Consider the following 21,373-nt stretch of genomic DNA (forward strand, 5'->3'; position numbering starts at 1 on the left):
ACTCCCAGCAATTATCGCGGCCCGGCGAAACGCCGAATGCCTAATTCGTATTAGCCCGCTTAACCGCGCGCTGACAAACTCACTGCCCGCACTTGATCACCCGCCGACAACTGCAAGCGCCTGGCGGTCAGCGCATCAACCACCAAGGTCCCGGCGGCCATGCGAGCAGGCGCCGCGGTGATCCGGCAGTTCTCGCGTTTACGGTTATGCATCACGAAAGGGCTTGCATCGTCGCCCGGTGTGCCTATCGCCAGTACAAGCGTCTGACTGTCACGCACCGCGCGGATCTTCTGGGTTTCAGCTTCAATTGCAGGGCCCGCATCGAAAATATCGACGTAGCCCTGATAGCTGAAACCCTCGCCTTTGAGCATGGTTAGCGCCGGCTCGGTATCGGGATGAACACGGCCGATACTGTTGCGCGCATCCTCGGAGAGGAAACAGGTGTACAGCGGGAACTTGGGCATCAGCTCAGCAATAAACGATTTATTGCCAACCCCGGTGAGGTAGTCAGCCTGGCTGAACTCCATCTTGAAGAAGTGTCGCCCCAAGCTCTCCCAGAACGGTGAGCGCCCCTGTTCATCGGACATCCCACGCATTTCTGCCATGACTTTGTCGCCAAACAGTTCAGGGAATTCGGCGATAAACATAAAGCGTGCTTTTGAGAGCATGCGCCCATTGATACCGGTGCGATGATCGGCGCGCAAAAACAGCGAGCACAATTCTGAGTTGCCGGTCAGGTCGTTGGCCAGGAACAGCGTCGGAATCTGCTTGTGAATATTCAACTCTTGCGAGGCACTCACCGTCAGGCCTACCCGGTAGTTGTACCAGGGCTCACGCAGCCCAACAGCGCCAGCGATAGCAGAGATACCCACCACTTCGCCGTCATCGCTTTCGAGCACGAACAGGTAATCCGCATCGGCTCGCTCGGCTTCGCCGCGGAAGGTTTTTTCAGCCCAGCCGACGCGATGGGCCAAGCGTTCTTCATTGGCTGGTAAGGTGGTTAAACCGGCACCCGTGCTGCGAGCCAGGTCAATAAGGGCCGCGAGATCGGCACTGCGTACGGGACGAACGATCATGCTGACTCCTTAAATGGCGACCAAACGGACGCTGACGCCTTCACCGACACCCAAGGCCTCGGCGGTTTGCAGATCAAGCGTGACCGGGCGACCCGGCACCCAATCCAACTCAACAACGATGGCCCTGAAATCCTGCAACTGGCCATTACTGACCAAATACATGCGCCCACCACCTTGTATATGCTCACCTAACAACACCGGTACCATTCGACTCTGAGCGATGGTGCGGATACCCGAGGTACGCGCATGCAACGTTGGCCCGCCGTCAAAAATGTCGATGTAGTGATCGGTCTCAAAGCCTTCGCGCATCAAAATATCGAAGGTGATCTGCGCCCGCGGATGCACTTGCCCCATGGCTTCTTGAGCCGTGTCAGGCAACAAGGGTACATAGATTGGGTAATGCGGCATCAACTCGGCAAGGAAGGTACGGCTCTTCAAGCCACACAGGCGCTCGGCCTCGGCGTAGTTCATGTCGAAAAAGTTACGCCCAACCGCGTCCCAGAATGGCGAGTCACCTGATTCATCACTGTGACCGACGATCTCCACCACCACCGCATCTGCAAAGCGTTCCGGGTGGGTCGCAACAAAGAGCAAGCGGGCACGGGAATTAAGTTCAGCGAATACCGTACTCACCAACGGCCGCTCAACATAGAAGCTGGTCAGCAGGCTGTTGCCGGTCAAATCGTGGCACAACGAAAGCACATGGGTCTTGTTGTGGATCTTCAACTCTCGCGAGTTATGCACAAAGGTTTCGTTGCGAAAACTGTAAAAAGGCTCGGAATAACCGGTCGACGCCATAATCCCGGAGCAACCGACCAGGCGGCCAGTCTCAGTATCTTCGAGGACAAAAAAATAGCTTTCTTCACCGTTGAAACTGACTTCAGCCGCAAACGAGGCTTCAGACGCCTCAATTTTATCGCTTAGGCGGCCAACATCGTCCGGCAGTGAAGTCACACCAACCGGGCTGTCCGCGGCCAGACGCTGTACTTCCGCAAGGTCAGCCATTTGCGCGGGGCGCATCACCAGCATGGTGTCACTCCTTTCAAGAGAAGCCCCAGAACACTCGCGCCGAGTGAGCTGGAGAAAACTGCAACCCATGGCTGCAACACACAAGATCATTCATCCATGGAGTAACTCAGGCTATCCATAGGGCCTGAGGAAATCGCTGCGACAGAACAACAAAGCAACCCATGGAGCAAACCGCCAAGACGGTTTGCCCATGGGTGCAGATCAGGCTTGAGTCAATTTGGCGACTGCACGCTCAAAGCGGGCCAGGCCTTCATCAATATCAGCATCGTCGACCACCAGGCTTGGCGCGAAACGCACCACATCCGGGCCAGCTTGCAGGACCATGACATTCTCGGCCGCAGCAGCCTCAAGAATGGTTTTGGCTTTGCCCTTCCATGCCTCACTGAGCACACAACCGATCAGCAGCCCCATGCCGCGTACTTCAGTGAATACGCCATACTGCTGGCCGATCTGCTCCAGCTTGGCTTTGAAACGGTCATGTTTGCTGAGCACACCTGCCAACACCTCTGGGGTATTGATGGTGTCAAGAACTGCCTCGGCCACTGCACATGCCAGCGGGTTGCCGCCGTAGGTAGTGCCATGAGTGCCCACTGCCAAGTGCTTGGCCAATTCATTGGTGGTCAGCATCGCCGCAATCGGGAAGCCGCCGCCCAGGCTCTTGGCGCTGGTCAGAATGTCTGGCGTCACGCCGTAATGCTGATAGGTGAACAGCGAGCCGCTGCGTCCCATACCGCTTTGTACTTCATCAAACACCAGCAGCGCATCGTGCTTATCACAGAGTTCACGTGCGCCTTGCAGATACGCCAGATCAGCCGGAACCACACCGCCCTCACCCTGAATAGGCTCAAGCACTACTGCACAGGTCTTGTCTGTAACAGCCGCTTTCAACGCATCAAGGTCGTTATAAGGAATGTGGCTAATGCCTTTGATCTTAGGACCAAAGCCATCGGAGTACTTCGGTTGACCACCAACACTGACGGTAAACAGGGTGCGGCCGTGAAAGCTGTTCACTGCCGCGATGATTTCATACTTGTCTTCGCCAAACTTGTCGAACGCGACACGACGGGCCAGCTTGAAAGCAGCCTCGTTGGCTTCAGCGCCCGAGTTGCAGAAGAACACCCGCTCGGCGAAAGTTGCGTCGATCAGTTTTTTAGCCAGACGCAGCGCGGGTTCGTTGGTGAACACGTTAGACACATGCCACAGGGTATTGGCCTGCTCTGTCAGCGCCTTAACCAACGCAGGGTGAGCGTGGCCGAGTACGTTTACCGCGATACCTCCAGAAAAGTCGATCAGCTCACGACCGCTCTGGTCCCAGACTCGCGAACCCTCACCGCGCACGGGGATAAAAGCAGCGGGTGCATAGTTTGGAACCATAACCTGATCGAAATCGGCGCGTTGCACCGGGTCGTGCTGAACAGACATCTGAACTCTCCTGGCAAGGAAACACCTGCTTTCAGTAGCAGGCGATGAGAAGGATTGTAGGGATTGCAATAAGGATGGCATTGCCGGCATGCGACAACTTCTTATAGCGCCATCCCCTGAAAAACCGCAGCTTATAAAAATGCGACACAAAGCATCGGTATGGCGCAGTTTAAACTACTGCTCAAAGGGTGACCCGCTAGTTTTAAACCGGCAACTGCTTAACCGAAAGTGGTTTTTGCGCGGTACTGCCACCCAAGGACAAAAAGGCGGTAAGCTTGGCCTTCTGCGCCATCGCATCCTGATAGCCCAGCTCGATCAGTTCACTGCAGTAACCCGGCTCAAACAATAGATAGCTGAGCACCCCAGCGCCGCTGTCGCGGGTCGCGCCAGGTCCATGCAAAAACAAGCGCACTGCAGCCGGCATTTCTCGACGGTGGCGCGCGGCAATCTCATCGAGTGGCTGACTCGGCGCGATAACCAGCACTTCAACCGGCTTCAGATGGCTTGCGTGCTGCTGCTCTGGAGTGATCATGCGGCTTAGGTGGTTAATTCTTTCCAACAGCTCAATATCGCCCTCAAGGCTATCGATAAAGGTACTGTTGAGCAGATGCCCGCTGATCTGCGCCAGCGTTGGCGGCTTTGCGACGCCATTGTACCTGGGCATATGAATGGCGCGATCTTGCTGAAAGTGATCACTGACGCCCACCACCAAGACTCGATTCGCCCCCAGGTGCAGGGCCGGACTGATAGGCGCAGACTGGCGCACTGCGCCATCGCCAAAGTATTCATTATTGATTTTGACTGGTGCAAACAGCAGCGGAATCGCCGAACTTGCCAGTAAGTGATCCAAGCCTAGACGGGTCGGCACACCAATTCGCCGATGCCTGAACCATGAATCGATGGTGGCGCGGCCTTGGTAAAAAGTCACCGCCTGGCCTGAGTCATAACCAAAGGCGGTCACCGCCACGGCATTGAGCTTGCGACTGCGCACCGCCGCGGAGATCCCCGTGAAGTCCAGCTCGTTAGCCAGCAGGTCCTTTAGGGGTGAGCCATTGAGCAGGGCTACTGGAACCCGTCCGCCAATGCCAAGCACACTGTTACCGACAAATCGGCTCGCTTGCGCCAACACACCCGGCCAATCACTGCGGTACACATCGGCGGTACTAAAACTTTGCCAGACACTGCTCAGCCGCTGCACAGCCTGGGCAAAATTCATCGCGCCACAGGCCAGGCTTACTGCATTGATAGCACCCGCCGAGGTGCCCACTATGACTGGGAACGGGTTGATCTGCGGGTCTGGCAGCAAATCAGCAATCGCCGCCAGCACCCCAACCTGATACGCCGCCCGCGCCCCACCGCCCGAGAGAATCAGCCCGGTAACGGCTTCGTTTACGCTGGGCATCATGGTCATCTGTACGCCTTAATTGTCCCGTCAGTATAGAGCGACACCCGCTACAGACAGCGTGCGTTACTTGCGCTTGCGTTTTTTATACAGCTTAGGCTCACCCACCGGCCGTGTTTTGAAGCGCCGATGTGCCCATAAATATTGCTCAGGACAAGCATTAACTGCTTGTTCAACCCACTGATTGATACGCAGGCAATCAGCCTCTTCATTCTCCCCGGGGAAGTCACTCAGCGGCGGGTGAATCACCAGCCGGTAACCACTGCCATCAGCCAAGCGCTGCTGAGTAAAGGGCAACACACGTGCACGGCCTAAACGCGCAAACTTGGTTGTAGCCGTGACAGTTGCAGCTTGCACGCCAAACAGGGGTGCAAAAATACTCTGCTTGCGGCCGTAGTCCTGATCCGGGGCGTACCAAATGGCGCGCCCAGCACGAAGTACTTTAAGCATAGCGCGCACGTCTTCGCGCTCTATCGCTGTGGCATCAAGGTTATGTCGTTCACGCCCACGTCGCTGTATATAGTCGAACAACGGATTGTCATGCTCACGGTACATACCATCGATTGTATGCTGCTGCCCCAGCAGTGCTGCGCCGATCTCAAGGGTGGTGAAGTGCAGCGCCATCAAAATAACACCCTGCCCTTCAGCTTGAGCTTGCTGCAAATGTTCAAGGCCTTCGATTTTGGCCAGCTTGGCCAAGCGCGGAGCTGACCACCACCAACTCATAGCCATTTCGAAAAAAGCGATGCCGGTGGATGCGAAGTTTTCACGAATCAAGCGCTCGCGCTCGGCATTGCTCATCTGCGGATAACACAGCTGCAAATTACGGGTGATGACCTCACATCGCTCTTTGGCAAACATATGCATCACTGCACCCAACACGCGACCCAACCCGAGCAACACCTTGTACGGCAACTGCACAATCAGCCACAGCACACCAAGGCCTAACCACAGCGGCCAATACCTTGGATGCAAAAACTCGCGGCGAAACACAGGACGATCCATGAACAATTCCAATCAAAACCACAATTGATCGGCATTCTATCAGGACTTTCCTCGCTGCCTGTTGTCTATGCCGGTGTGCGAGGATTTACCCGCAGTTTTAAAACCCGTTGGGGAGCACTGCTGAGCGGCGGCGAGCTGATATATAGTCGCCCGAGATCACAGCTGTAGGCGCGCACCCCGTATACTGCGCAACGAAAAGTATCCAGTCGCTTGCGGCTCAGCGGCGTTCTCGCTATAAGTCCCACTGCTTCTGTCATTGCGCGTGAGCAGCTAACCCAGTCGCGCGCAGTTCAACCGAAAAGGCGTTCCAGGCACACCATGAGTCAAGCTGACCTACTCGACCAAGTTCCAGTCTTCCAACTAAAGGGCAGCATGCTGGCCATCACCGTGATGGAGTTGTCGCGCAACGACAGCGTGCTGCTTGATCAACAACTGGCCGCCAAAGTTGCCCAAGCACCTAACTTCTTCAGCAACACCCCCTTGGTTCTGGCGGTGGACAAACTGCCCGCCACCGATGCCAATCTCGACCTGAGCGCGTTGATTGCCGTATGCCGCAAGCATGGATTACGCACCTTAGCCGTGCGCGCCAGCAGTGAAGCGCATATCGCCGCCGCTAACGCTCTGGATTTACCGGTGCTACCGCCCTCTGGAGCACGCGAACGCCCGATTGATCCAGCCCCGGCACCCGCGCCCGTCGAGAAAAAACCTGAAAAACCGCAAAAACCTGCAGAGCCCGAGCATAAACCGACTAAAGTTGTCACCAGCCCTGTACGTGGCGGCCAACAAGTCTACGCTCAAGGCTCGGACTTATTGGTTTTAGCACCGGTCAGCGCCGGGGCGGAACTTCTCGCCGATGGCAACATCCATGTTTACGCACCTATGCGCGGGCGCGCCCTTGCAGGAATCAAGGGCAATCTCAAAGCGCGTATATTCTGCCAACAACTGGGCGCAGAGCTGCTCTCGATTGCTGGCCATTACAAGGTGTCTGAAGATCTACGGCGCGACCCGTTGTGGGGTAAAGGGGTTCATGTCAGCTTGTCTGGGGATGAGTTGAACATCACCCGTCTTTAACGGATACTGCCGCCAATTTCCAGGACACATATAAGGGCATCCGGACGCCTCACGAGGCAGAACGATTCCCGCTTTTATTTCACATTTTGGGGTGAATCACCTTGGCCAAGATCCTCGTAGTTACTTCCGGCAAGGGTGGCGTAGGCAAAACTACCACTAGCGCCGCCATCGGTACCGGCCTCGCTCTGCGCGGGCACAAAACCGTCATCGTCGATTTTGACGTTGGCCTGCGCAACCTTGACCTGATCATGGGCTGCGAACGCCGCGTGGTGTACGACTTCGTTAACGTCGTCAACGGCGAAGCCACACTGACTCAGGCACTTATCAAAGACAAGCGCCTGGAAAATCTGTACGTGCTGGCAGCCAGCCAGACCCGTGACAAAGATGCACTGACCCTCGAAGGTGTCGAAAAAGTCATCAAAGAGCTGTCTGAAAACTTCGAATACGTGGTCTGCGACTCCCCTGCTGGCATCGAAAAAGGTGCTCACCTGGCCATGTACTTCGCCGATGAGGCGATTGTCGTGACCAACCCAGAAGTGTCCTCGGTGCGCGACTCCGACCGCATGCTCGGCCTGCTTTCGAGCAAATCGCGCCGCGCCGAGAACGGTGATGAGCCCATCAAGGAACACCTGCTGCTGACCCGCTACAACCCAGAGCGCGTGGTTAAAGGCGAGATGCTTGGCGTTGAAGACGTCGAAGAAATCCTCGCTATCCGCCTTATTGGTGTGATTCCTGAGTCACAGGCTGTGCTCAAAGCGTCCAACCAAGGCGTCCCAGTAATCCTCGATGACCAGAGCGATGCCGGCCAGGCGTACAGCGATGCCGTTGATCGCTTGCTTGGCAAAACCGTTGAACATCGCTTCCTTGATGTTCAGAAGAAGGGATTCTTGCAACGTCTATTTGGAGGCCGTGAATGAACATTTTTGACTTCTTTCGTGAGCGTAAAAAAGGAACAACTGCTTCGATCGCGAAAGAGCGCCTGCAAATCATCGTCGCCCACGAACGTGGCCAGCGCAGCCAGCCGGACTACCTTCCAGCCCTGCAACAAGAACTGGTTGATGTGATTCGCAAGTACGTCAACATCGACTCAGACCATGTTCAGGTCGCGCTGGAAAATCAGGGTAGCTGCTCGATTCTGGAGCTCAACATCACCCTGCCCGAGCGTTAATCGATTCGGCCACAGGTTACACCCCACAAGATGGCGGCCCTTGAGCCGCCATTTTGCTTATCTGCGCATTGAATAAAGCTGGCCAACCCCATACTCACAGGCCAGGCTGGTAAGATGAGCGTTCGCCCCTGCCCCTACGCTAGAAGTCCCATGCCACTCAGTCAGATTGAAATTCTCCACCAAGACGCAGCACTGCTGGTGATCAACAAGCCAACCCTGCTGCTCTCGGTGCCAGGTCGCGCCGAAGATAACAAGGATTGCCTGGTCACTCGCCTGCAAGAAAACGGTTATCCTGAAGCGCGCATCGTCCACCGACTGGACTGGGAGACTTCAGGCATCATCGTCTTGGCTCGCGATGCCGACAGCCACCGTGAGCTGTCACGCCAATTTCATGACCGCGAAACCGAGAAAGCCTACACGGCGCTGTGCTGGGGCCAGCCGGAACTCGACAGCGGCAGCATCGATCTACCCCTGCGCTACGACCCACCTACCAAACCGCGCCATGTGGTTGACCACGAGCAAGGCAAGCATGCGCTGACCTTCTGGCAAGTGACGCAGCGCTGTGGTGATTATTGTCGGGTTGAGCTGACACCCATTACCGGTCGCTCACACCAATTGCGCGTGCACATGCTGTCAATTGGCCACCCTCTGCTGGGTGATGGCCTCTATGCCCACGAACAAGCACTGGCAGCGTATCCGCGCCTATGCCTGCATGCCACGATGCTCACCTTGACTCACCCGCAGACAGGTGAGCGGATGCGGTTCGAGTGCCCTGCACCCTTCTAGCAGCACCCGTAATACCCCGCTCCGCTTACGGCTAACGACGCGGCCAGACCAGGCTGAAATGCGCACCGCCCAATGCCTCGCTATGGCCAAGCTGCGAGCGACCGCCGTGCCAATAGATGATTCGCCGCACAATCGACAGACCCAGGCCGTGCCCACCCGAGGCGCGGGTACGGCTGTCATCCAGGCGCAGGAATGGGGTGAAAATTCGCTCCCACTCCGGCTCCGGCACACCTGGCCCGTCATCCTCCACATCCAGCTGACAGCGCTGAGCGTCAACCTGATAGCGGATACGCACCCGGGACTCCGCATGACGCAGGGCATTACTCACCAAGTTCTGCAATGCCCGGTGCAAATAGCGCGGCTCAGCCTCGACCAGAGCACTTTGCTCCCCGCTTGAAGGCCCACATTCAATCAGCACATCCGCTCGCAACGGCGCCAACTCCTCGGCGACCTGCTCGATGAGTCGCTGCAGATCAACCGGCTGGAAATTGATCGCTGGCGCACCCTGCTCCAATCGCGCATAGGTCAGCATCTCGTCAACCAGCTTGTCGAGATCGTGGATATCGCTGTCCATGCCCTCAAGGTAACGCTGGCGATCCTGCTCATTACCGGCGTCTTCAACCATCTCCAGACCAAAGCGCAAGCGCGCCAATGGCGTGCGTAACTCATGGGATACAGCGCGAACCATCTCGCGCTGTATCCCCAACGAGCGCTGTAAATGTTCAGCCATATCATTGAAGGCCGACGCCAGCCGGCCGACTGAGTCGGCACCGTGCCCCGCAACCCGGGCATCCAACTTGCCACTGGCAATCAAGCTGGCGGCATCCTCCAGGCCACGCAGACGCCGTTCCAGCGGTCGCAACAGAAAATACACAGTGACGCCGATCAAACTCAGCCCAAGCATGGCGATTAACACCAACAATTGCGGCGGATACGGATTGAGTTGATACAACGGACCGATTTCCAGCACCCATGGCGTATCAACAATCCCGGAGAACACATGAATGGTGTCACCGCCCTTGCCCAAGGCCATCACCGTGTCGCTCTCATCAATGCGCCGACGCTGATCCGCATCAAGGTTGGCGTCTTCAATTCGTATCAGGCGCAAGTCAAAACCAAACTGCTTGCTCTGTTTAATATCAGCCAAGCGTTTGGGTTGCTCGTCAACGGGGAAGCGCACCAATTCATCAATCAGCAGGTAAATAGTCGCCCGCGCCAGTTGCTCGCTGATCTGGCGCACCTTACCGACCAGCAACAGTTGCTGCGACTCACTGACTAAGGTGGTGACCTGTACAGCGTGAGGGCCAACCAGCTTGACCACCACCTGACCACGCAACACACGACTGCGCGCTGTGCTGTCGAGCTTGGAGTTGGCGACCGAGACAATGTGCAGCGGTATGCCCAATAGCCGCGACCAAGTGGCGATGGCGCGACGCCGCTCGACATCAATCATCGGTTGCAGGTTATCGGCCATCAAATTAAACGTGCCGCGCGCCAAATCCTCACGGTATTGATCGCCACGCACCTCGTTGACCACGTGCAAGGTGCCAACGCCGAGCAGACCGACCAGCACCAATACAGCCAACATGCCGCCGTATATGCGTAGGAAAATTGAGTTCATCCGCGCTCGACAGCCGCCTCGGCCACAAACAGATAACCTTTACTGCGCACGGTCTTGATCAAGCGCGGGTGTTCCGGGTCGTCACCGATTTTGGGTCGAATACGTGAGATACGCACATCAATCGAACGGTCCTGGCCGTCGTACTCAATGCCGCGCAAGGCGGTAAAAATCTCTTCTCGCGAAAGGATCCGCCCTGCGTTTGCGGTTAACAGCCAGAGCAAATCAAACTCAGCACCGGTCAGCTCTATTGGCTCATTGGCCAGCCAGGCTTCACGCAAACTGTTATCGACCACCAGCGGCCCAAACTGCAAACGCCGCGACTGGGTCGGCGCCAGCGGCTGCAAGCGCCTGAGCAGTGCGTGGATGCGGGCGAGCAATAAGCGTGGCCGCACCGGTTTACAGACATAATCATCGGCACCGGTTTCAAGTCCAAGCACATGGTCGGTGTCATCGGTACGAGCGGTCAGCATCAGGATTGGTCCAGCGTAGTGCGCGCGCACCTTGCTGCATATTTCCAGACCACTTGCGCCCGGCAGCATCAGATCGAGAACTACAATGTCAGGCTGCTCACGAATGATCCGCTCAGCAGCCTGCCCACCATCTGACTCAATTTCAGCCTGTAAGCCGTTGCCCAACAGGTAATCGCGAGTTAACTCTGCCAGGCGCTGATCATCCTCAACAATCAACACCCGCGGCGACACTTGCTCCACTGCTTTCTCCTAAGTGCTATCGACTCGCAGCATTGATCCAAGCGCGTGCAATCTGCACCTACACGGACGTTACTGCGCAACCCAAGATTGCATAGTGCCCATTACCAACAGCGCACGCCAGACGATTAAAGACTGTGCATTCACAACATACAGTTCACAGCGCTTATGGCGTCGCGTAAAGTGCGCCGCCGCACCTGCATAAAGCGCTCCAACTCTTGCAATAAAAACCCTACATATTGTGTTTATGTGATTGACTAAAAACTTGGCGTCAGGGACTAAAAAAAACATCTTCCACAACGACGAACGGTGCAACGGGGCAAATCCCAGCAAACTCGGGGCTTTGCGAAAACTACCCCACGTTAACCCACAGCTTTATCCACAGGCTGACCCAAGTTGTTAGCTTGCCATCCCCCAAAGACCGCACTATCTTGTATCTCACTCGCGCGAAACACCTACATATTGGGTTTTGAGCCATTAACAACCAAGCATATTTGCACCTAAAAGATCCAGTCCTTGAACTGAAAAAGTGCAACTTAATGCTGTTAAACCTTGTTTCAGAGCAGTACAGGCCGGTCACAGTGTGAATAACGTCAGAAGAGCGTATCCAGGGTGACCGCCGTGCAAAGTCGAATCAAGCTGACCACTACATCTAGTATCGCCAACCACAAGCTGGCACAAGACTTAAAACGCTAGGAAGGCATTTATCAGTCGTACCTTCCCTGCCCTGTTTTGCAAGCCCCCATGCGCGCAGCATCTGTGCTCAACGCATGGCGTTGTTGAAATGGAATGAACGATCGGTACGTTGCAGTAATTAACTGTAAATGCCTGTCTACATAAATACAGAACACGGAGACATCCATGCATACCGACATCAATCGCGAGAACCAGCCGGCAAAAGCGCCGCAGGCTTCTGACGCCACTCAAGATCTGGCGGCTACCGCCCCAGGTCAGTTGCGCGTGATCAAGCGTAACGGCACTGTTGTGCCGTATACCGATGACAAGATCACCGTTGCCATCACCAAGGCGTTTCTCGCAGTTGAAGGTGGCACCGCTGCCGCCTCGTCACGTATCCATGAAACCGTTGCCCGCCTGACCGAACAGGTCACCACCACCTTCAAGCGTCGCATGCCTTCGGGCGGCACCATTCATATTGAAGAAATTCAGGACCAGGTTGAACTGGCTCTGATGCGTGCCGGCGAACAGAAAGTTGCCCGTGACTACGTGATCTACCGTGAGTCGCGCTCGCAAGAGCGTAAGCGTGAAGTCAGCAACGGCATTGCCGAGCCGCACCCAAGCATCCGAGTGACCCACGCCGATGGCAGCGTTGCGCCACTGGACATGGGCCGACTGAACACCATCATCACCGAAGCTTGCGAAGGTCTGGCTGAAGTTGACGGCGCAGTGATTCAGAAAGAAACCTTGAAAAACCTCTACGACGGCGTTGCTCAGAGCGACGTGAATACTGCGTTGGTGATGACCGCGCGGACCTTGGTAGAGCGTGAGCCGAACTACACCTACGTAACCGCTCGCCTGTTGATGGACAACATTCGCGCAGAAGGCCTGACCTTCCTCGAAGTTGCCACCAGCGCCACCCACCATGAGATGGCTGACCTGTACGCCAAGGCACTGCCTGCTTACATCGCCAAAGGTGTGCAGTTCGACCTGCTCGACCCTAAGCTGCAAGACTTCGACCTTGAGAAGCTTGGCAAGGCGATCAACCACGAGCGCGACGGTCAGTTCACCTACCTCGGCCTGCAGACTCTGTACGACCGCTACTTCATCCACAAAGACGGTATCCGTTTCGAACTGCCGCAGGTGTTCTTCATGCGCGTGGCCATGGGCCTGGCGATGGAAGAGCAGCAAAAAGAAGACCGCGCCATCGAGTTCTACAACTTGCTGTCGTCGTTCGACTACATGAGCTCCACACCGACCCTGTTCAACGCCGGCACCCTGCGTCCGCAACTGTCTTCGTGCTACCTGACCACAGTGCCGGATGACCTGTCGGGCATCTACCACGCGATCCACGACAACGCCATGCTGTCGAAATTCGCCGGTGGTCTGGGCAACGACTGGACCCCAGTTCGCTCGCTCGGCGCCTATATTAAAGGCACCAACGGTAAATCTCAGGGCGTCGTCCCCTTCCTCAAAGTGGTCAACGACACTGCAGTTGCCGTAAACCAGGGTGGCAAGCGTAAAGGGGCCGTGTGCGCCTACCTTGAAACTTGGCACATGGACATCGAAGAGTTCATCGAACTGCGTAAGAACACCGGTGATGACCGTCGCCGTACGCACGACATGAACACCGCCAATTGGATTCCTGACCTGTTCATGAAGCGCGTCTTCGACGACGGCAAGTGGACCCTGTTCTCGCCAAGCGAAGTACCGGACCTGCACGACCTGACCGGTAAAGCCTTTGAAGAGCGCTACGAGTACTACGAAGCGCTGATCGAATACGGCAAGATCAAACTGCACAAAACCATTCAGGCCAAAGACCTGTGGCGCAAAATGCTGTCCATGCTGTTTGAAACCGGCCACCCATGGCTGACCTTCAAAGACCCATGCAACCTGCGTAGCCCACAGCAGCACGTTGGCGTGGTTCACAGCTCGAACCTGTGCACCGAAATCACCTTGAACACCAACAAGGACGAGATCGCTGTTTGTAACTTGGGCTCGATCAACCTGCCGAACCACATCGTCAACGGCAAGCTGGACACCGCTAAACTGGAAAAAACCGTCAACACCGCTGTACGCATGCTCGATAACGTTATCGACATCAACTACTACTCGGTGCCACAGGCGCGTAACTCCAACTTCAAGCACCGTCCAGTTGGCTTGGGCATCATGGGCTTCCAGGACGCGCTGTACCTGCAGCACATTCCGTACGGTTCCGACGCGGCCATTGAGTTCGCTGACAAGTCCATGGAAGCGGTCAGCTACTACGCCATCCAGGCATCGTGTGACCTCGCTGATGAGCGCGGCAGCTACGAGACATTCGACGGTTCGCTGTGGTCAAAAGGCATTCTGCCGCTCGACTCCCAGCAGATCCTGATCGAGCAGCGTGGGCAGAAGTACATTGATGTAGACCTGAACGAATCCCTCGACTGGGCACCGGTTCGCGCCCGTGTACAAAAAGGTATTCGTAACTCCAACATCATGGCCATCGCACCGACCGCGACCATCGCCAACATCACTGGCGTATCGCAGTCGATCGAACCGACTTATCAGAACCTGTACGTGAAATCGAACCTCTCCGGCGAGTTCACCGTGATCAACCCATACCTGGTTCGCGACCTTAAAGCACGCGGCCTGTGGGACTCGGTCATGATCAACGACCTGAAGTACTACGACGGTTCCGTGCAGCAGATCGAGCGCATCCCGCAAGAACTCAAAGAGCTCTACGCCACCGCGTTTGAAGTTGAAACCAAGTGGATTGTTGACGCGGCAAGCCGTCGCCAGAAGTGGATCGACCAGGCGCAGTCGCTGAACCTGTACATCGCTGGCGCATCGGGCAAGAAGCTCGACGTGACCTACCGCATGGCCTGGTACCGTGGTCTGAAAACCACTTACTACCTCCGTGCCCTGGCCGCGACCAGCACCGAGAAATCGACCGTCAGCACCAGCAAGCTCAATGCGGTATCGAGCGGTGGTAATGATGGCCTGAGCGCAGCGCCAAGCAAGGCGGCTCCGGAAGTCGAGATGTCGGCCGGTCCAGCGCCAGTGCCAAAGGCCTGTGCCATCGACGAACCAGACTGCGAAGCCTGTCAGTAAGGTAATAGGTGACGCGCGATGCTGAGCGGCATCCGCGTTGTTGCCGACCGATTCTGCCCCACGCTTGTGTTGATGTGCCGTTGGGTAAAAAAGAGCTAGAGCATAAGCTTGGACTATTCAACTGGTAGAAGAACGAGCAAAGCGTTTGTTGGTGAAGAGCAAGAGCGCGTTCTGATGATTCAGGTCAAGCGCCCCGACGCAGTAACACTGGAAGATTGCTAGGCTTGGTTATCAGCTAGTTAGAAACACAGCGTTAGAGATTTTAGCTTTAACGGCAAATTTAGAGCATCGCGACGATGTTCAGGGTTGAGTCAGCGCATTAGCGCTGGCGATTACCGGACTCAATGAAATTGAATGTCGCGTGTCCACCCACCTGAAAGGAGCCAACCGACTATGTTGAGCTGGGACGAATTCGAAAAGGAAGACGGCGCAGAAACTGCAGCCGCTACCGGTAACAACGCCGCCGCAATGGCAGACATGAACATCGACAAGCTCGACCAAGTTGGCGGCGCGGCGGCTGAAGAAGCCCGCGCTGTTTCAGCCGATGACAGCGCTGCAATCGCCCGCGCCAAGGCTGCGCTGGACGAACTCGACGTGGCAGAAGGTCTGGCTGAGCTGGAAGGCACCTCGGCGCGTGTTGCCGTTGACGAGAAGCGCATGATCAACTGCCGCGCTGACCTCAACCAACTCGTACCGTTCAAGTACGACTGGGCTTGGCAGAAGTATCTGGACGGTTGCGCAAACCACTGGATGCCGCAAGAAGTCAACATGAACGCCGACATCGCCTTGTGGAAAAGCACCGACGGCCTGACCGACGACGAGCGCCGCATTGTTATGCGCAACCTCGGCTTCTTCTCCACTGCTGACTCCTTGGTTGCCAACAACCTGGTGCTGGCTGTGTACCGTTTGATCACCAACCCTGAGTGCCGCCAGTACATCCTGCGCCAAGCATTCGAAGAGGCGATCCACACCCACGCTTACCAGTACTGCATCGAATCGCTGGCCATGGATGAAGGCGAAATCTTCAACATGTACCACGAGATTCCATCGGTCGCGAAGAAAGCCTCCTGGGGCCTCAAGTACACCCGTTCGATCTCCGATCCGAAGTTCGAAACCGGCACCGTTGAGACCGACAAAGAACTGCTGCGTAACCTGGTCGCTTACTACTGCGTACTGGAAGGCATCTTCTTCTATTGCGGCTTCACCCAGATCCTGTCCATGGGCCGCCGCAACAAGATGACCGGCGTTGCCGAACAGTTCCAATACATCCTGCGTGATGAGTCGATGCACCTGAACTTCGGTATCGACGTGATCAACCAGATCAAAATCGAAAACCCACACCTGTGGGATGCGCAGATGAAAGAAGAAGCCACGCAGATGATCCTGCAAGGCACTCAGCTTGAGATCGAATACGCACGTGACACCATGCCACGCGGCGTACTGGGCATGAACGCGGCCATGATGGAGGACTACCTCAAGTTCATCGCCAACCGCCGCCTGACCCAGATCGGCCTGAAAGAAGAATACCCAGGCACCACCAACCCATTCCCATGGATGAGCGAAATCATGGACTTGAAGAAAGAGAAAAACTTCTTCGAGACCCGCGTGATTGAGTACCAAACTGGCGGTGCGTTGAGCTGGGATTGATTCGGGTCACCGCTCAAGATCACTGAAGCGTGATATCGAGCGCTAAAGGTGAAACGCAAGCAAAAAAGGGCTGCCAAATGGCGGCCCTTTTTTCGTTTTGAAATCCAGGAAGGTCATGGAAAGCAGCAGTCAGTGTTGCGCAAAGACTGACCCCGCCGCCACGTAATGGCATTCCCCTGCCACTTTAGCCCGCTAGGTATCTGCGCGCACCTGTGCATGGCTGTAATTCATCTGCGCCGAACAGGGTGTTCGAGAATAGTGAATACCGGGTCTCGAACCTGTGCGTTAGAGTCCTCGCACTGAGTGCTTCAAACAATTATAAAAAACCGGCAAGGAGGCCGTTTATGATCGCCCAGCGCAACTATTCAAATCACTTCGCAGAAGGCCTTTTGCTCGCGGCGAAGCTCGCCTTTCTGCGCATCAGAAACTTCCACCGCCCCGACTTCGCACTCGCCATGAAATGGCAAGCCGCCAGCGATGCACGCCAGCCTGACGCGGCATATCGGTTTTTTTACCCACACTCCCGCCTGCAGAATTCCTGAAGCTGTGCATGCGCCGCTGACGCCACCCCACACTTATAACGCAATCACCACAGCTGCCGTGGATTGCGCTGTTAAAAATCCATCCCTGCCTGGTTCTCATCGGACGATAAAACCGACAGGGAGGATGCACCAACCCGCTAAAACATGGAGAACAATAAGATGAACAAACCCTGCCTTAGTCCGGCCTTGACCGCCTGCATACTTGGGTTGTCACTCAGCCCAGTAGCCCACGCCGAGTTTCTCAAAGACAGCAGCGCCACCCTTGAAGCCCGCAACTACTATTTCAACCGCGACTTTCGTCAAGAAGGTGCCAGCCAGAACAAGCGCGAAGAGTGGGCGCAAGGCTTTATCCTGCGCATGGACTCGGGCTACACCGAAGGCCCGGTGGGCGTCGGGGTGGATGCCATCGGTATGTTCGGTTTCAAACTTGACAGTGGCGGCGGCACCTCAGGCACCAACCTTTTGGTGCCTGACCGCTCGGGCGGCTCGCAAGACTATTCCTCTGACCTTGCGGTAGCGGCCAAGGCCCGGTTTTCAAAGTCTGCTTTGCGTGTGGGCAGCATGCAATTCAAGAACATGGCAGTTAGCTCAAGCGACAGCCGCTTGCTGCCACAGGTGTTCAGGGGCGGGCAATTGGTCTCAAAGGAGTTCGAGAGGTTGTTGATCGATGGCGGCTATCTGAGCCAGGTCAATCATCGTAACTCGAACGATTTCGAAGACCTGACCATAAATACCAGCAGCAAGCGTGGCGTGACTATTCGCGGCAACAATGCCAGTGACGCTTTTGGTTTTCTAGGTGGCAACTACAGGGTTACCGAAAACCTGACGGCCGCCTACTACTATTCCAACCTGGAAGACCTCTACAAACAGAACTCATTTAACCTGGTTCAAGTGCTGCCACTGGGTGAAGACCAAAGCCTGAAAGTAGACCTGCGCTATGCACGCTCAACCGATGATGGCCGCAGCAATGTCGACAACAATGCCCTGGGCGCTATGGTCTCCTACAGCCTCGCTAGCCACCGCGTTGGCCTTGGCTACCAAAAGATGAGCGGCGATACCGGCGCTGCGTATATCGGGGGAACGGATCCATTCTTGGTCAACTATGTGCAAATCAGTGATTTTGCCAACAAGGACGAGTCCTCCTGGCAAGCACGTTACGACTATGATTTCACCGGCATAGGCATTCCCGGCCTGAAATTCATGATGCGCTACCTCAACGGCGACAATGTGGACCTGGGCGCAACAGCCGGGGATGGCAAAGAGTGGGAGCGTGACACCGAGCTCAAGTATGTTTTTCAACAAGGTGCGATGAAGAACTTTTCCGTGCGCTGGCGCAATGCGATGGTGCGTTCCAATTTTGCCAGCGACGTGGATGAAAATCGCCTGATCCTCAGCTACACCCTGCCACTTCTCTGATAGAGCACGTGGCTCAGGCCAGTCAGTGGCGGACGGCAGAGGTTCCGTCCGCCCTAGGGTCTTTTCACACAGGCAAATATTGCATTGCCGGAGCGGGTATCCCACGGCTGGAGAGCGCTGTAGTCATGCTCCAGCACCTGCACCTCAAAGTAGGGCTGCAACAGTGCCAGCAGCTCAGCGAAGCTCACCGCGACCATGGCATGATCATCGCGCCACAGCTGCGTTTCACCGGCTTTGCTTCGTTCAATTCGCAGCCTAAGTGCTTGCTGCTCACCCACCCCGTCGTAATGCCAAGCAGAGCCGAAATGAAACAAACCGTCAGCATGCTGAGCGCTGTGTGAAACGAACGAGTCATTATTGATCATGTTCTTATCAACGGCGTTAAAGCAAAACAACCCATTGTTTTCTAACGCGCCATGCACGCTGGCAATACAGGCCTTGAGCCGTTCGACACTTGCACTGTAGTGGATGGAATACAAAAAGCAGGTAATCAAATCCTGTGGCTCATTGAGCTTAAAGCCGCACATATCCTGCATTGAGAATTGTGCTTCAGGGCAACGTATGGCGGCTCTGTCGAGCATCGGCTGATTGATATCAAGCCCACAGCTTTGGTAACCGGCATCGATAAAATGGCGTACATGCGGCCCGGTTCCACAAGCCAGATCAAGGTGACGCTTGCCAGCATTACCAAATAACTGCTGCAACCTTTGAATACACTGGCTTTGCGCTTGATAGTCAATATCTGCGCACATCAGATCGTAGTATCCCGACAAGTCGGTATAGAGAGCGTTGCCGGGCATGCTGACCTGAAGTTTTAACCGGGTTTTGGGGCGCGAATCATATCCCAACTCGAATAATCCCGAACACGAATATTGCGTGCCCTTCCCGCTTATTTTCATCCGCTCAATGGGTTGCCAACACACACAAAATCTAAGCGTGCATCAGGGCCTTCACACTCAATGTTTTAGGCCTGGATTTAGAAAACACGGCCTGTTCAATCCGCGATTCTGTGCGTGGTATAGACTCAAACCACAGGGCAATTACTCGGGAGTACCAACATGCTTCGTGCGTTCGCTGATTTGGGGTTTCGTTGGAAAATTGCATTGCCGATTCTGCTACTGGCAGTGCTATTGGTAACAATGGGCGTTCTGGGGATGCGCGGCATTGCTCAAGTCGCTGATTCCAGCACTAAGTTAACCAACCGTTATTTGCCCGGCATCAGTTTATTGCTCAACGCTGACCGTGATCTTTATCAAGCTTTTGTGGCTGAGCGCAGTTTGTTGGATGAGGCCGTTGGCGAACGCGCGCAAGCACTGACTGCATCGCACGCCGAGAACGTACAGCAGGCCTATGATCGTGTGCATAAATTCGCCGAGATGGAGCCTGGCAGTGAAGCGATGAAGTTGATCGCCCAGTTTGATACAGGCTTCGAGCGCTGGAAAGCGACCTCGCAGCAGGTCGTGCAACTGGTTGGGAGTGACCCAGAAGCCGCGAGCGCTCTGAGCTTTGGCGCTAGCGAAGAACAGTTTGAAAGCATGCGCGCCGCGATCGATAAACTGGGTGAAATGGAAGACAAGGCTGCCAATGATGAGGGCCTTGCGGCGATTGAGCTGGGCGAAACACTAAGCTGGCAGCAAGGACTGATCATCGCCATTGGCTTATGCGTGTGTTTGGTGCTGGTGATTGGCTTCCCCATTCTGGTGACAGGCCCACTGTACAACTTGCTCAATCGCATCAATCAGATTGCCGATGGTGATGGTGATTTACGGGTGCGTTTAGATGTGGTTTCCAACGATGAATTAGGCAAGCTAAGCCATGCCTTCAACCGCTTTCTTGATAAGCTGCAACCCTTGATCAAAGAAGTAGGCCGGGTCACCAGCGAAGTCGAAAGCTCGGCGCAAAACCTGGCCAACTTAGCCGTGGCCAATGATCGATTGATTAGCAGCGAATATGCCGCTGTCGATCAGGTGAGCACCGCCGCAACCGAGATGAGCTCTGCGGTTCACGAAGTCGCACGCAACGCACAGAATGCCGCCGATGCGGCTCGCAGCGCCGAAGCCCAATCCCGTGACGGTGCGCAGGTCGTTGGCGGAGTGATCAACTCGATTCGCCAACTGGCCCAAGAAGTTGAAGGTGCCTCTGCCACCATCCAAACCCTTGAGCAGGAAGCCGGTAATATCGGCGCAGTACTGGCGGTAATTCGGGGAATTGCCGATCAAACCAATTTGCTCGCACTCAACGCAGCCATTGAGGCTGCACGGGCAGGCGAACAAGGGCGAGGCTTCGCCGTAGTGGCCGACGAGGTGCGTGCATTGGCTGCACGCACCCAGGAATCGACCAAAGACATTCAGGAAATGATCGAGCGCCTGCAACTAGGCGTACAGAATGCAGTCAAGGCAACCAACTCAGGCAGCAGCAAGGCGCAGCAGAGCGTCGAACAAGCGGCCGGGGTGGATCAGGCACTCACTGACACCAGCGATTCGGTACAGCGCATCAATGATATGGCCGCACAGATCGCCACAGCTTGCGAGCAACAAAGCAGTGTCACTGAAGAGATTGCCCGCAATATCAGCGATATTCGCGACCTCTCCAATGAGGCAGCGCAGAACTCAGAACAAAGCACTCAGGCCAGCAAGCATCTTTCGGAGCTGTCACAAGGACTGACTAAGCTGGTCGGTCGCTTTCGCGTTTAACCGAGGCACAACCGGTG

At 55.6% G+C, this 21,373-nt stretch carries 17 protein-coding genes and 1 pseudogene; 10 read left to right on the plus strand and 8 right to left on the minus strand.

Going from position 1 to position 21,373, the window contains the following annotated elements; genetic code table 11:
• Positions 1 to 59: 59 nt before the first annotated feature.
• The 5 genes from astA to ACIGCM_RS02785 form a co-directional block, all read right to left on the minus strand.
• Positions 60 to 1,076 carry an arginine N-succinyltransferase gene (gene astA, locus ACIGCM_RS02765; protein WP_397500487.1) on the minus strand — a complete coding sequence of 339 codons (1,017 nt, stop codon included), beginning with the start codon at positions 1,074 to 1,076 and terminating at the stop codon, positions 60 to 62.
• 9 nt (positions 1,077 to 1,085) lie between these two features.
• A complete protein-coding gene (gene aruF, locus ACIGCM_RS02770; RefSeq protein WP_397500488.1) occupies positions 1,086 to 2,105 on the minus strand; it encodes an arginine/ornithine succinyltransferase subunit alpha in 1,020 nt (339 codons plus the stop codon).
• A 201-nt stretch (positions 2,106 to 2,306) separates the two neighbouring features.
• Complete coding sequence (locus ACIGCM_RS02775) at positions 2,307 to 3,527, minus strand: aspartate aminotransferase family protein (RefSeq protein WP_397500489.1); 1,221 nt, start codon at positions 3,525 to 3,527, stop codon at positions 2,307 to 2,309.
• Between the two features lie 202 nt (positions 3,528 to 3,729).
• Entirely contained in the window at positions 3,730 to 4,938 is a 1,209-nt protein-coding gene (locus ACIGCM_RS02780; RefSeq protein ID WP_397500490.1) for a patatin-like phospholipase family protein, read from the minus strand.
• A gap of 57 nt (positions 4,939 to 4,995) precedes the next feature.
• Positions 4,996 to 5,934 carry a lipid A biosynthesis lauroyl acyltransferase gene (locus ACIGCM_RS02785; protein WP_397500491.1) on the minus strand — a complete coding sequence of 313 codons (939 nt, stop codon included), beginning with the start codon at positions 5,932 to 5,934 and terminating at the stop codon, positions 4,996 to 4,998.
• 318 nt (positions 5,935 to 6,252) lie between these two features.
• On the opposite strand from ACIGCM_RS02785, the gene minC reads away from it, so the two are divergent.
• The 4 genes from minC (at position 6,253) to ACIGCM_RS02805 (ending at position 8,959) form a co-directional block, all read left to right on the plus strand.
• Complete coding sequence (gene minC, locus ACIGCM_RS02790; RefSeq protein ID WP_397500492.1) at positions 6,253 to 7,005, plus strand: septum site-determining protein MinC; 753 nt, start codon at positions 6,253 to 6,255, stop codon at positions 7,003 to 7,005.
• A gap of 101 nt (positions 7,006 to 7,106) precedes the next feature.
• Positions 7,107 to 7,922 carry a septum site-determining protein MinD gene (gene minD / locus ACIGCM_RS02795; protein WP_010490370.1) on the plus strand — a complete coding sequence of 272 codons (816 nt, stop codon included), beginning with the start codon at positions 7,107 to 7,109 and terminating at the stop codon, positions 7,920 to 7,922.
• Complete coding sequence (gene minE, locus ACIGCM_RS02800) at positions 7,919 to 8,173, plus strand: cell division topological specificity factor MinE (protein WP_087517611.1); 255 nt, start codon at positions 7,919 to 7,921, stop codon at positions 8,171 to 8,173. The genes minD and minE overlap by 4 nt, the downstream gene beginning before the upstream one ends.
• A gap of 150 nt (positions 8,174 to 8,323) precedes the next feature.
• The gene (locus ACIGCM_RS02805) at positions 8,324 to 8,959 is read left to right on the plus strand and encodes an RluA family pseudouridine synthase (protein WP_397500493.1); all 636 of its coding nucleotides are present in this window, start codon (positions 8,324 to 8,326) and stop codon (positions 8,957 to 8,959) included.
• 31 nt (positions 8,960 to 8,990) lie between these two features.
• Here the strand turns inward: ACIGCM_RS02805 and ACIGCM_RS02810 are convergent, their stop codons facing one another.
• A complete protein-coding gene (locus tag ACIGCM_RS02810; RefSeq protein WP_397500494.1) occupies positions 8,991 to 10,580 on the minus strand; it encodes an ATP-binding protein in 1,590 nt (529 codons plus the stop codon).
• The gene (locus tag ACIGCM_RS02815) at positions 10,577 to 11,290 is read right to left on the minus strand and encodes a winged helix-turn-helix domain-containing protein (RefSeq protein WP_397500495.1); all 714 of its coding nucleotides are present in this window, start codon (positions 11,288 to 11,290) and stop codon (positions 10,577 to 10,579) included. Before ACIGCM_RS02815 ends, ACIGCM_RS02810 begins: the two co-directional genes overlap by 4 nt.
• 858 nt (positions 11,291 to 12,148) lie before the next feature.
• On the opposite strand from ACIGCM_RS02815, the gene ACIGCM_RS02820 reads away from it, so the two are divergent.
• From ACIGCM_RS02820 to ACIGCM_RS02835, 4 genes are all read left to right on the plus strand, one after another.
• Entirely contained in the window at positions 12,149 to 15,058 is a 2,910-nt protein-coding gene (locus ACIGCM_RS02820) for a ribonucleoside-diphosphate reductase subunit alpha (RefSeq protein ID WP_397500496.1), read from the plus strand.
• A gap of 393 nt (positions 15,059 to 15,451) precedes the next feature.
• On the plus strand, positions 15,452 to 16,705 hold the full coding sequence (locus tag ACIGCM_RS02825) for a ribonucleotide-diphosphate reductase subunit beta (RefSeq protein ID WP_397500497.1): 1,254 nt from the start codon (positions 15,452 to 15,454) through the stop codon (positions 16,703 to 16,705).
• 344 nt (positions 16,706 to 17,049) lie between these two features.
• Positions 17,050 to 17,247, plus strand: a complete 198-nt coding sequence (locus ACIGCM_RS02830; RefSeq protein WP_397500498.1) for a hypothetical protein — start codon at positions 17,050 to 17,052, stop codon at positions 17,245 to 17,247.
• A gap of 159 nt (positions 17,248 to 17,406) precedes the next feature.
• Entirely contained in the window at positions 17,407 to 18,663 is a 1,257-nt protein-coding gene (locus ACIGCM_RS02835; RefSeq protein WP_397500499.1) for an OprD family porin, read from the plus strand.
• A 53-nt stretch (positions 18,664 to 18,716) separates the two neighbouring features.
• Here the strand turns inward: ACIGCM_RS02835 and ACIGCM_RS02840 are convergent, their stop codons facing one another.
• Complete coding sequence (locus tag ACIGCM_RS02840) at positions 18,717 to 19,463, minus strand: class I SAM-dependent DNA methyltransferase (RefSeq protein ID WP_397500500.1); 747 nt, start codon at positions 19,461 to 19,463, stop codon at positions 18,717 to 18,719.
• A 258-nt stretch (positions 19,464 to 19,721) separates the two neighbouring features.
• Between ACIGCM_RS02840 and ACIGCM_RS02845 the strand changes: the two are divergent.
• Positions 19,722 to 20,498: pseudogene (locus ACIGCM_RS02845) on the plus strand (MCP four helix bundle domain-containing protein); the annotation flags it as partial.
• A 132-nt stretch (positions 20,499 to 20,630) separates the two neighbouring features.
• A complete protein-coding gene (locus tag ACIGCM_RS02850) occupies positions 20,631 to 21,356 on the plus strand; it encodes a methyl-accepting chemotaxis protein (RefSeq protein WP_397501102.1) in 726 nt (241 codons plus the stop codon).
• Positions 21,357 to 21,373 lie beyond the last annotated feature (17 nt).

Source organism: Pseudomonas sp. NPDC078700, from assembly GCF_044542375.1.
GTDB lineage: Bacteria > Pseudomonadota > Gammaproteobacteria > Pseudomonadales > Pseudomonadaceae > Aquipseudomonas.

Coding starts and splice junctions, on each gene's coding strand:
- ACIGCM_RS02805 (WP_397500493.1), top strand. CDS start 8,324: ATGCCACTCAGTCAGATTGAAATTCTCCACCAAGACGCAGCACTGCTG.
- ACIGCM_RS02810 (WP_397500494.1), bottom strand. CDS start 10,580: ATGAACTCAATTTTCCTACGCATATACGGCGGCATGTTGGCTGTATTG.
- ACIGCM_RS02835 (WP_397500499.1), top strand. CDS start 17,407: ATGAACAAACCCTGCCTTAGTCCGGCCTTGACCGCCTGCATACTTGGG.
- ACIGCM_RS02780 (WP_397500490.1), bottom strand. CDS start 4,938: ATGACCATGATGCCCAGCGTAAACGAAGCCGTTACCGGGCTGATTCTC.
- minC (WP_397500492.1), top strand. CDS start 6,253: ATGAGTCAAGCTGACCTACTCGACCAAGTTCCAGTCTTCCAACTAAAG.
- ACIGCM_RS02830 (WP_397500498.1), top strand. CDS start 17,050: ATGATCGCCCAGCGCAACTATTCAAATCACTTCGCAGAAGGCCTTTTG.
- ACIGCM_RS02825 (WP_397500497.1), top strand. CDS start 15,452: ATGTTGAGCTGGGACGAATTCGAAAAGGAAGACGGCGCAGAAACTGCA.
- ACIGCM_RS02775 (WP_397500489.1), bottom strand. CDS start 3,527: ATGTCTGTTCAGCACGACCCGGTGCAACGCGCCGATTTCGATCAGGTT.
- aruF (WP_397500488.1), bottom strand. CDS start 2,105: ATGCTGGTGATGCGCCCCGCGCAAATGGCTGACCTTGCGGAAGTACAG.
- minE (WP_087517611.1), top strand. CDS start 7,919: ATGAACATTTTTGACTTCTTTCGTGAGCGTAAAAAAGGAACAACTGCT.
- ACIGCM_RS02840 (WP_397500500.1), bottom strand. CDS start 19,463: ATGCCCGGCAACGCTCTCTATACCGACTTGTCGGGATACTACGATCTG.
- ACIGCM_RS02820 (WP_397500496.1), top strand. CDS start 12,149: ATGCATACCGACATCAATCGCGAGAACCAGCCGGCAAAAGCGCCGCAG.
- ACIGCM_RS02785 (WP_397500491.1), bottom strand. CDS start 5,934: ATGGATCGTCCTGTGTTTCGCCGCGAGTTTTTGCATCCAAGGTATTGG.
- astA (WP_397500487.1), bottom strand. CDS start 1,076: ATGATCGTTCGTCCCGTACGCAGTGCCGATCTCGCGGCCCTTATTGAC.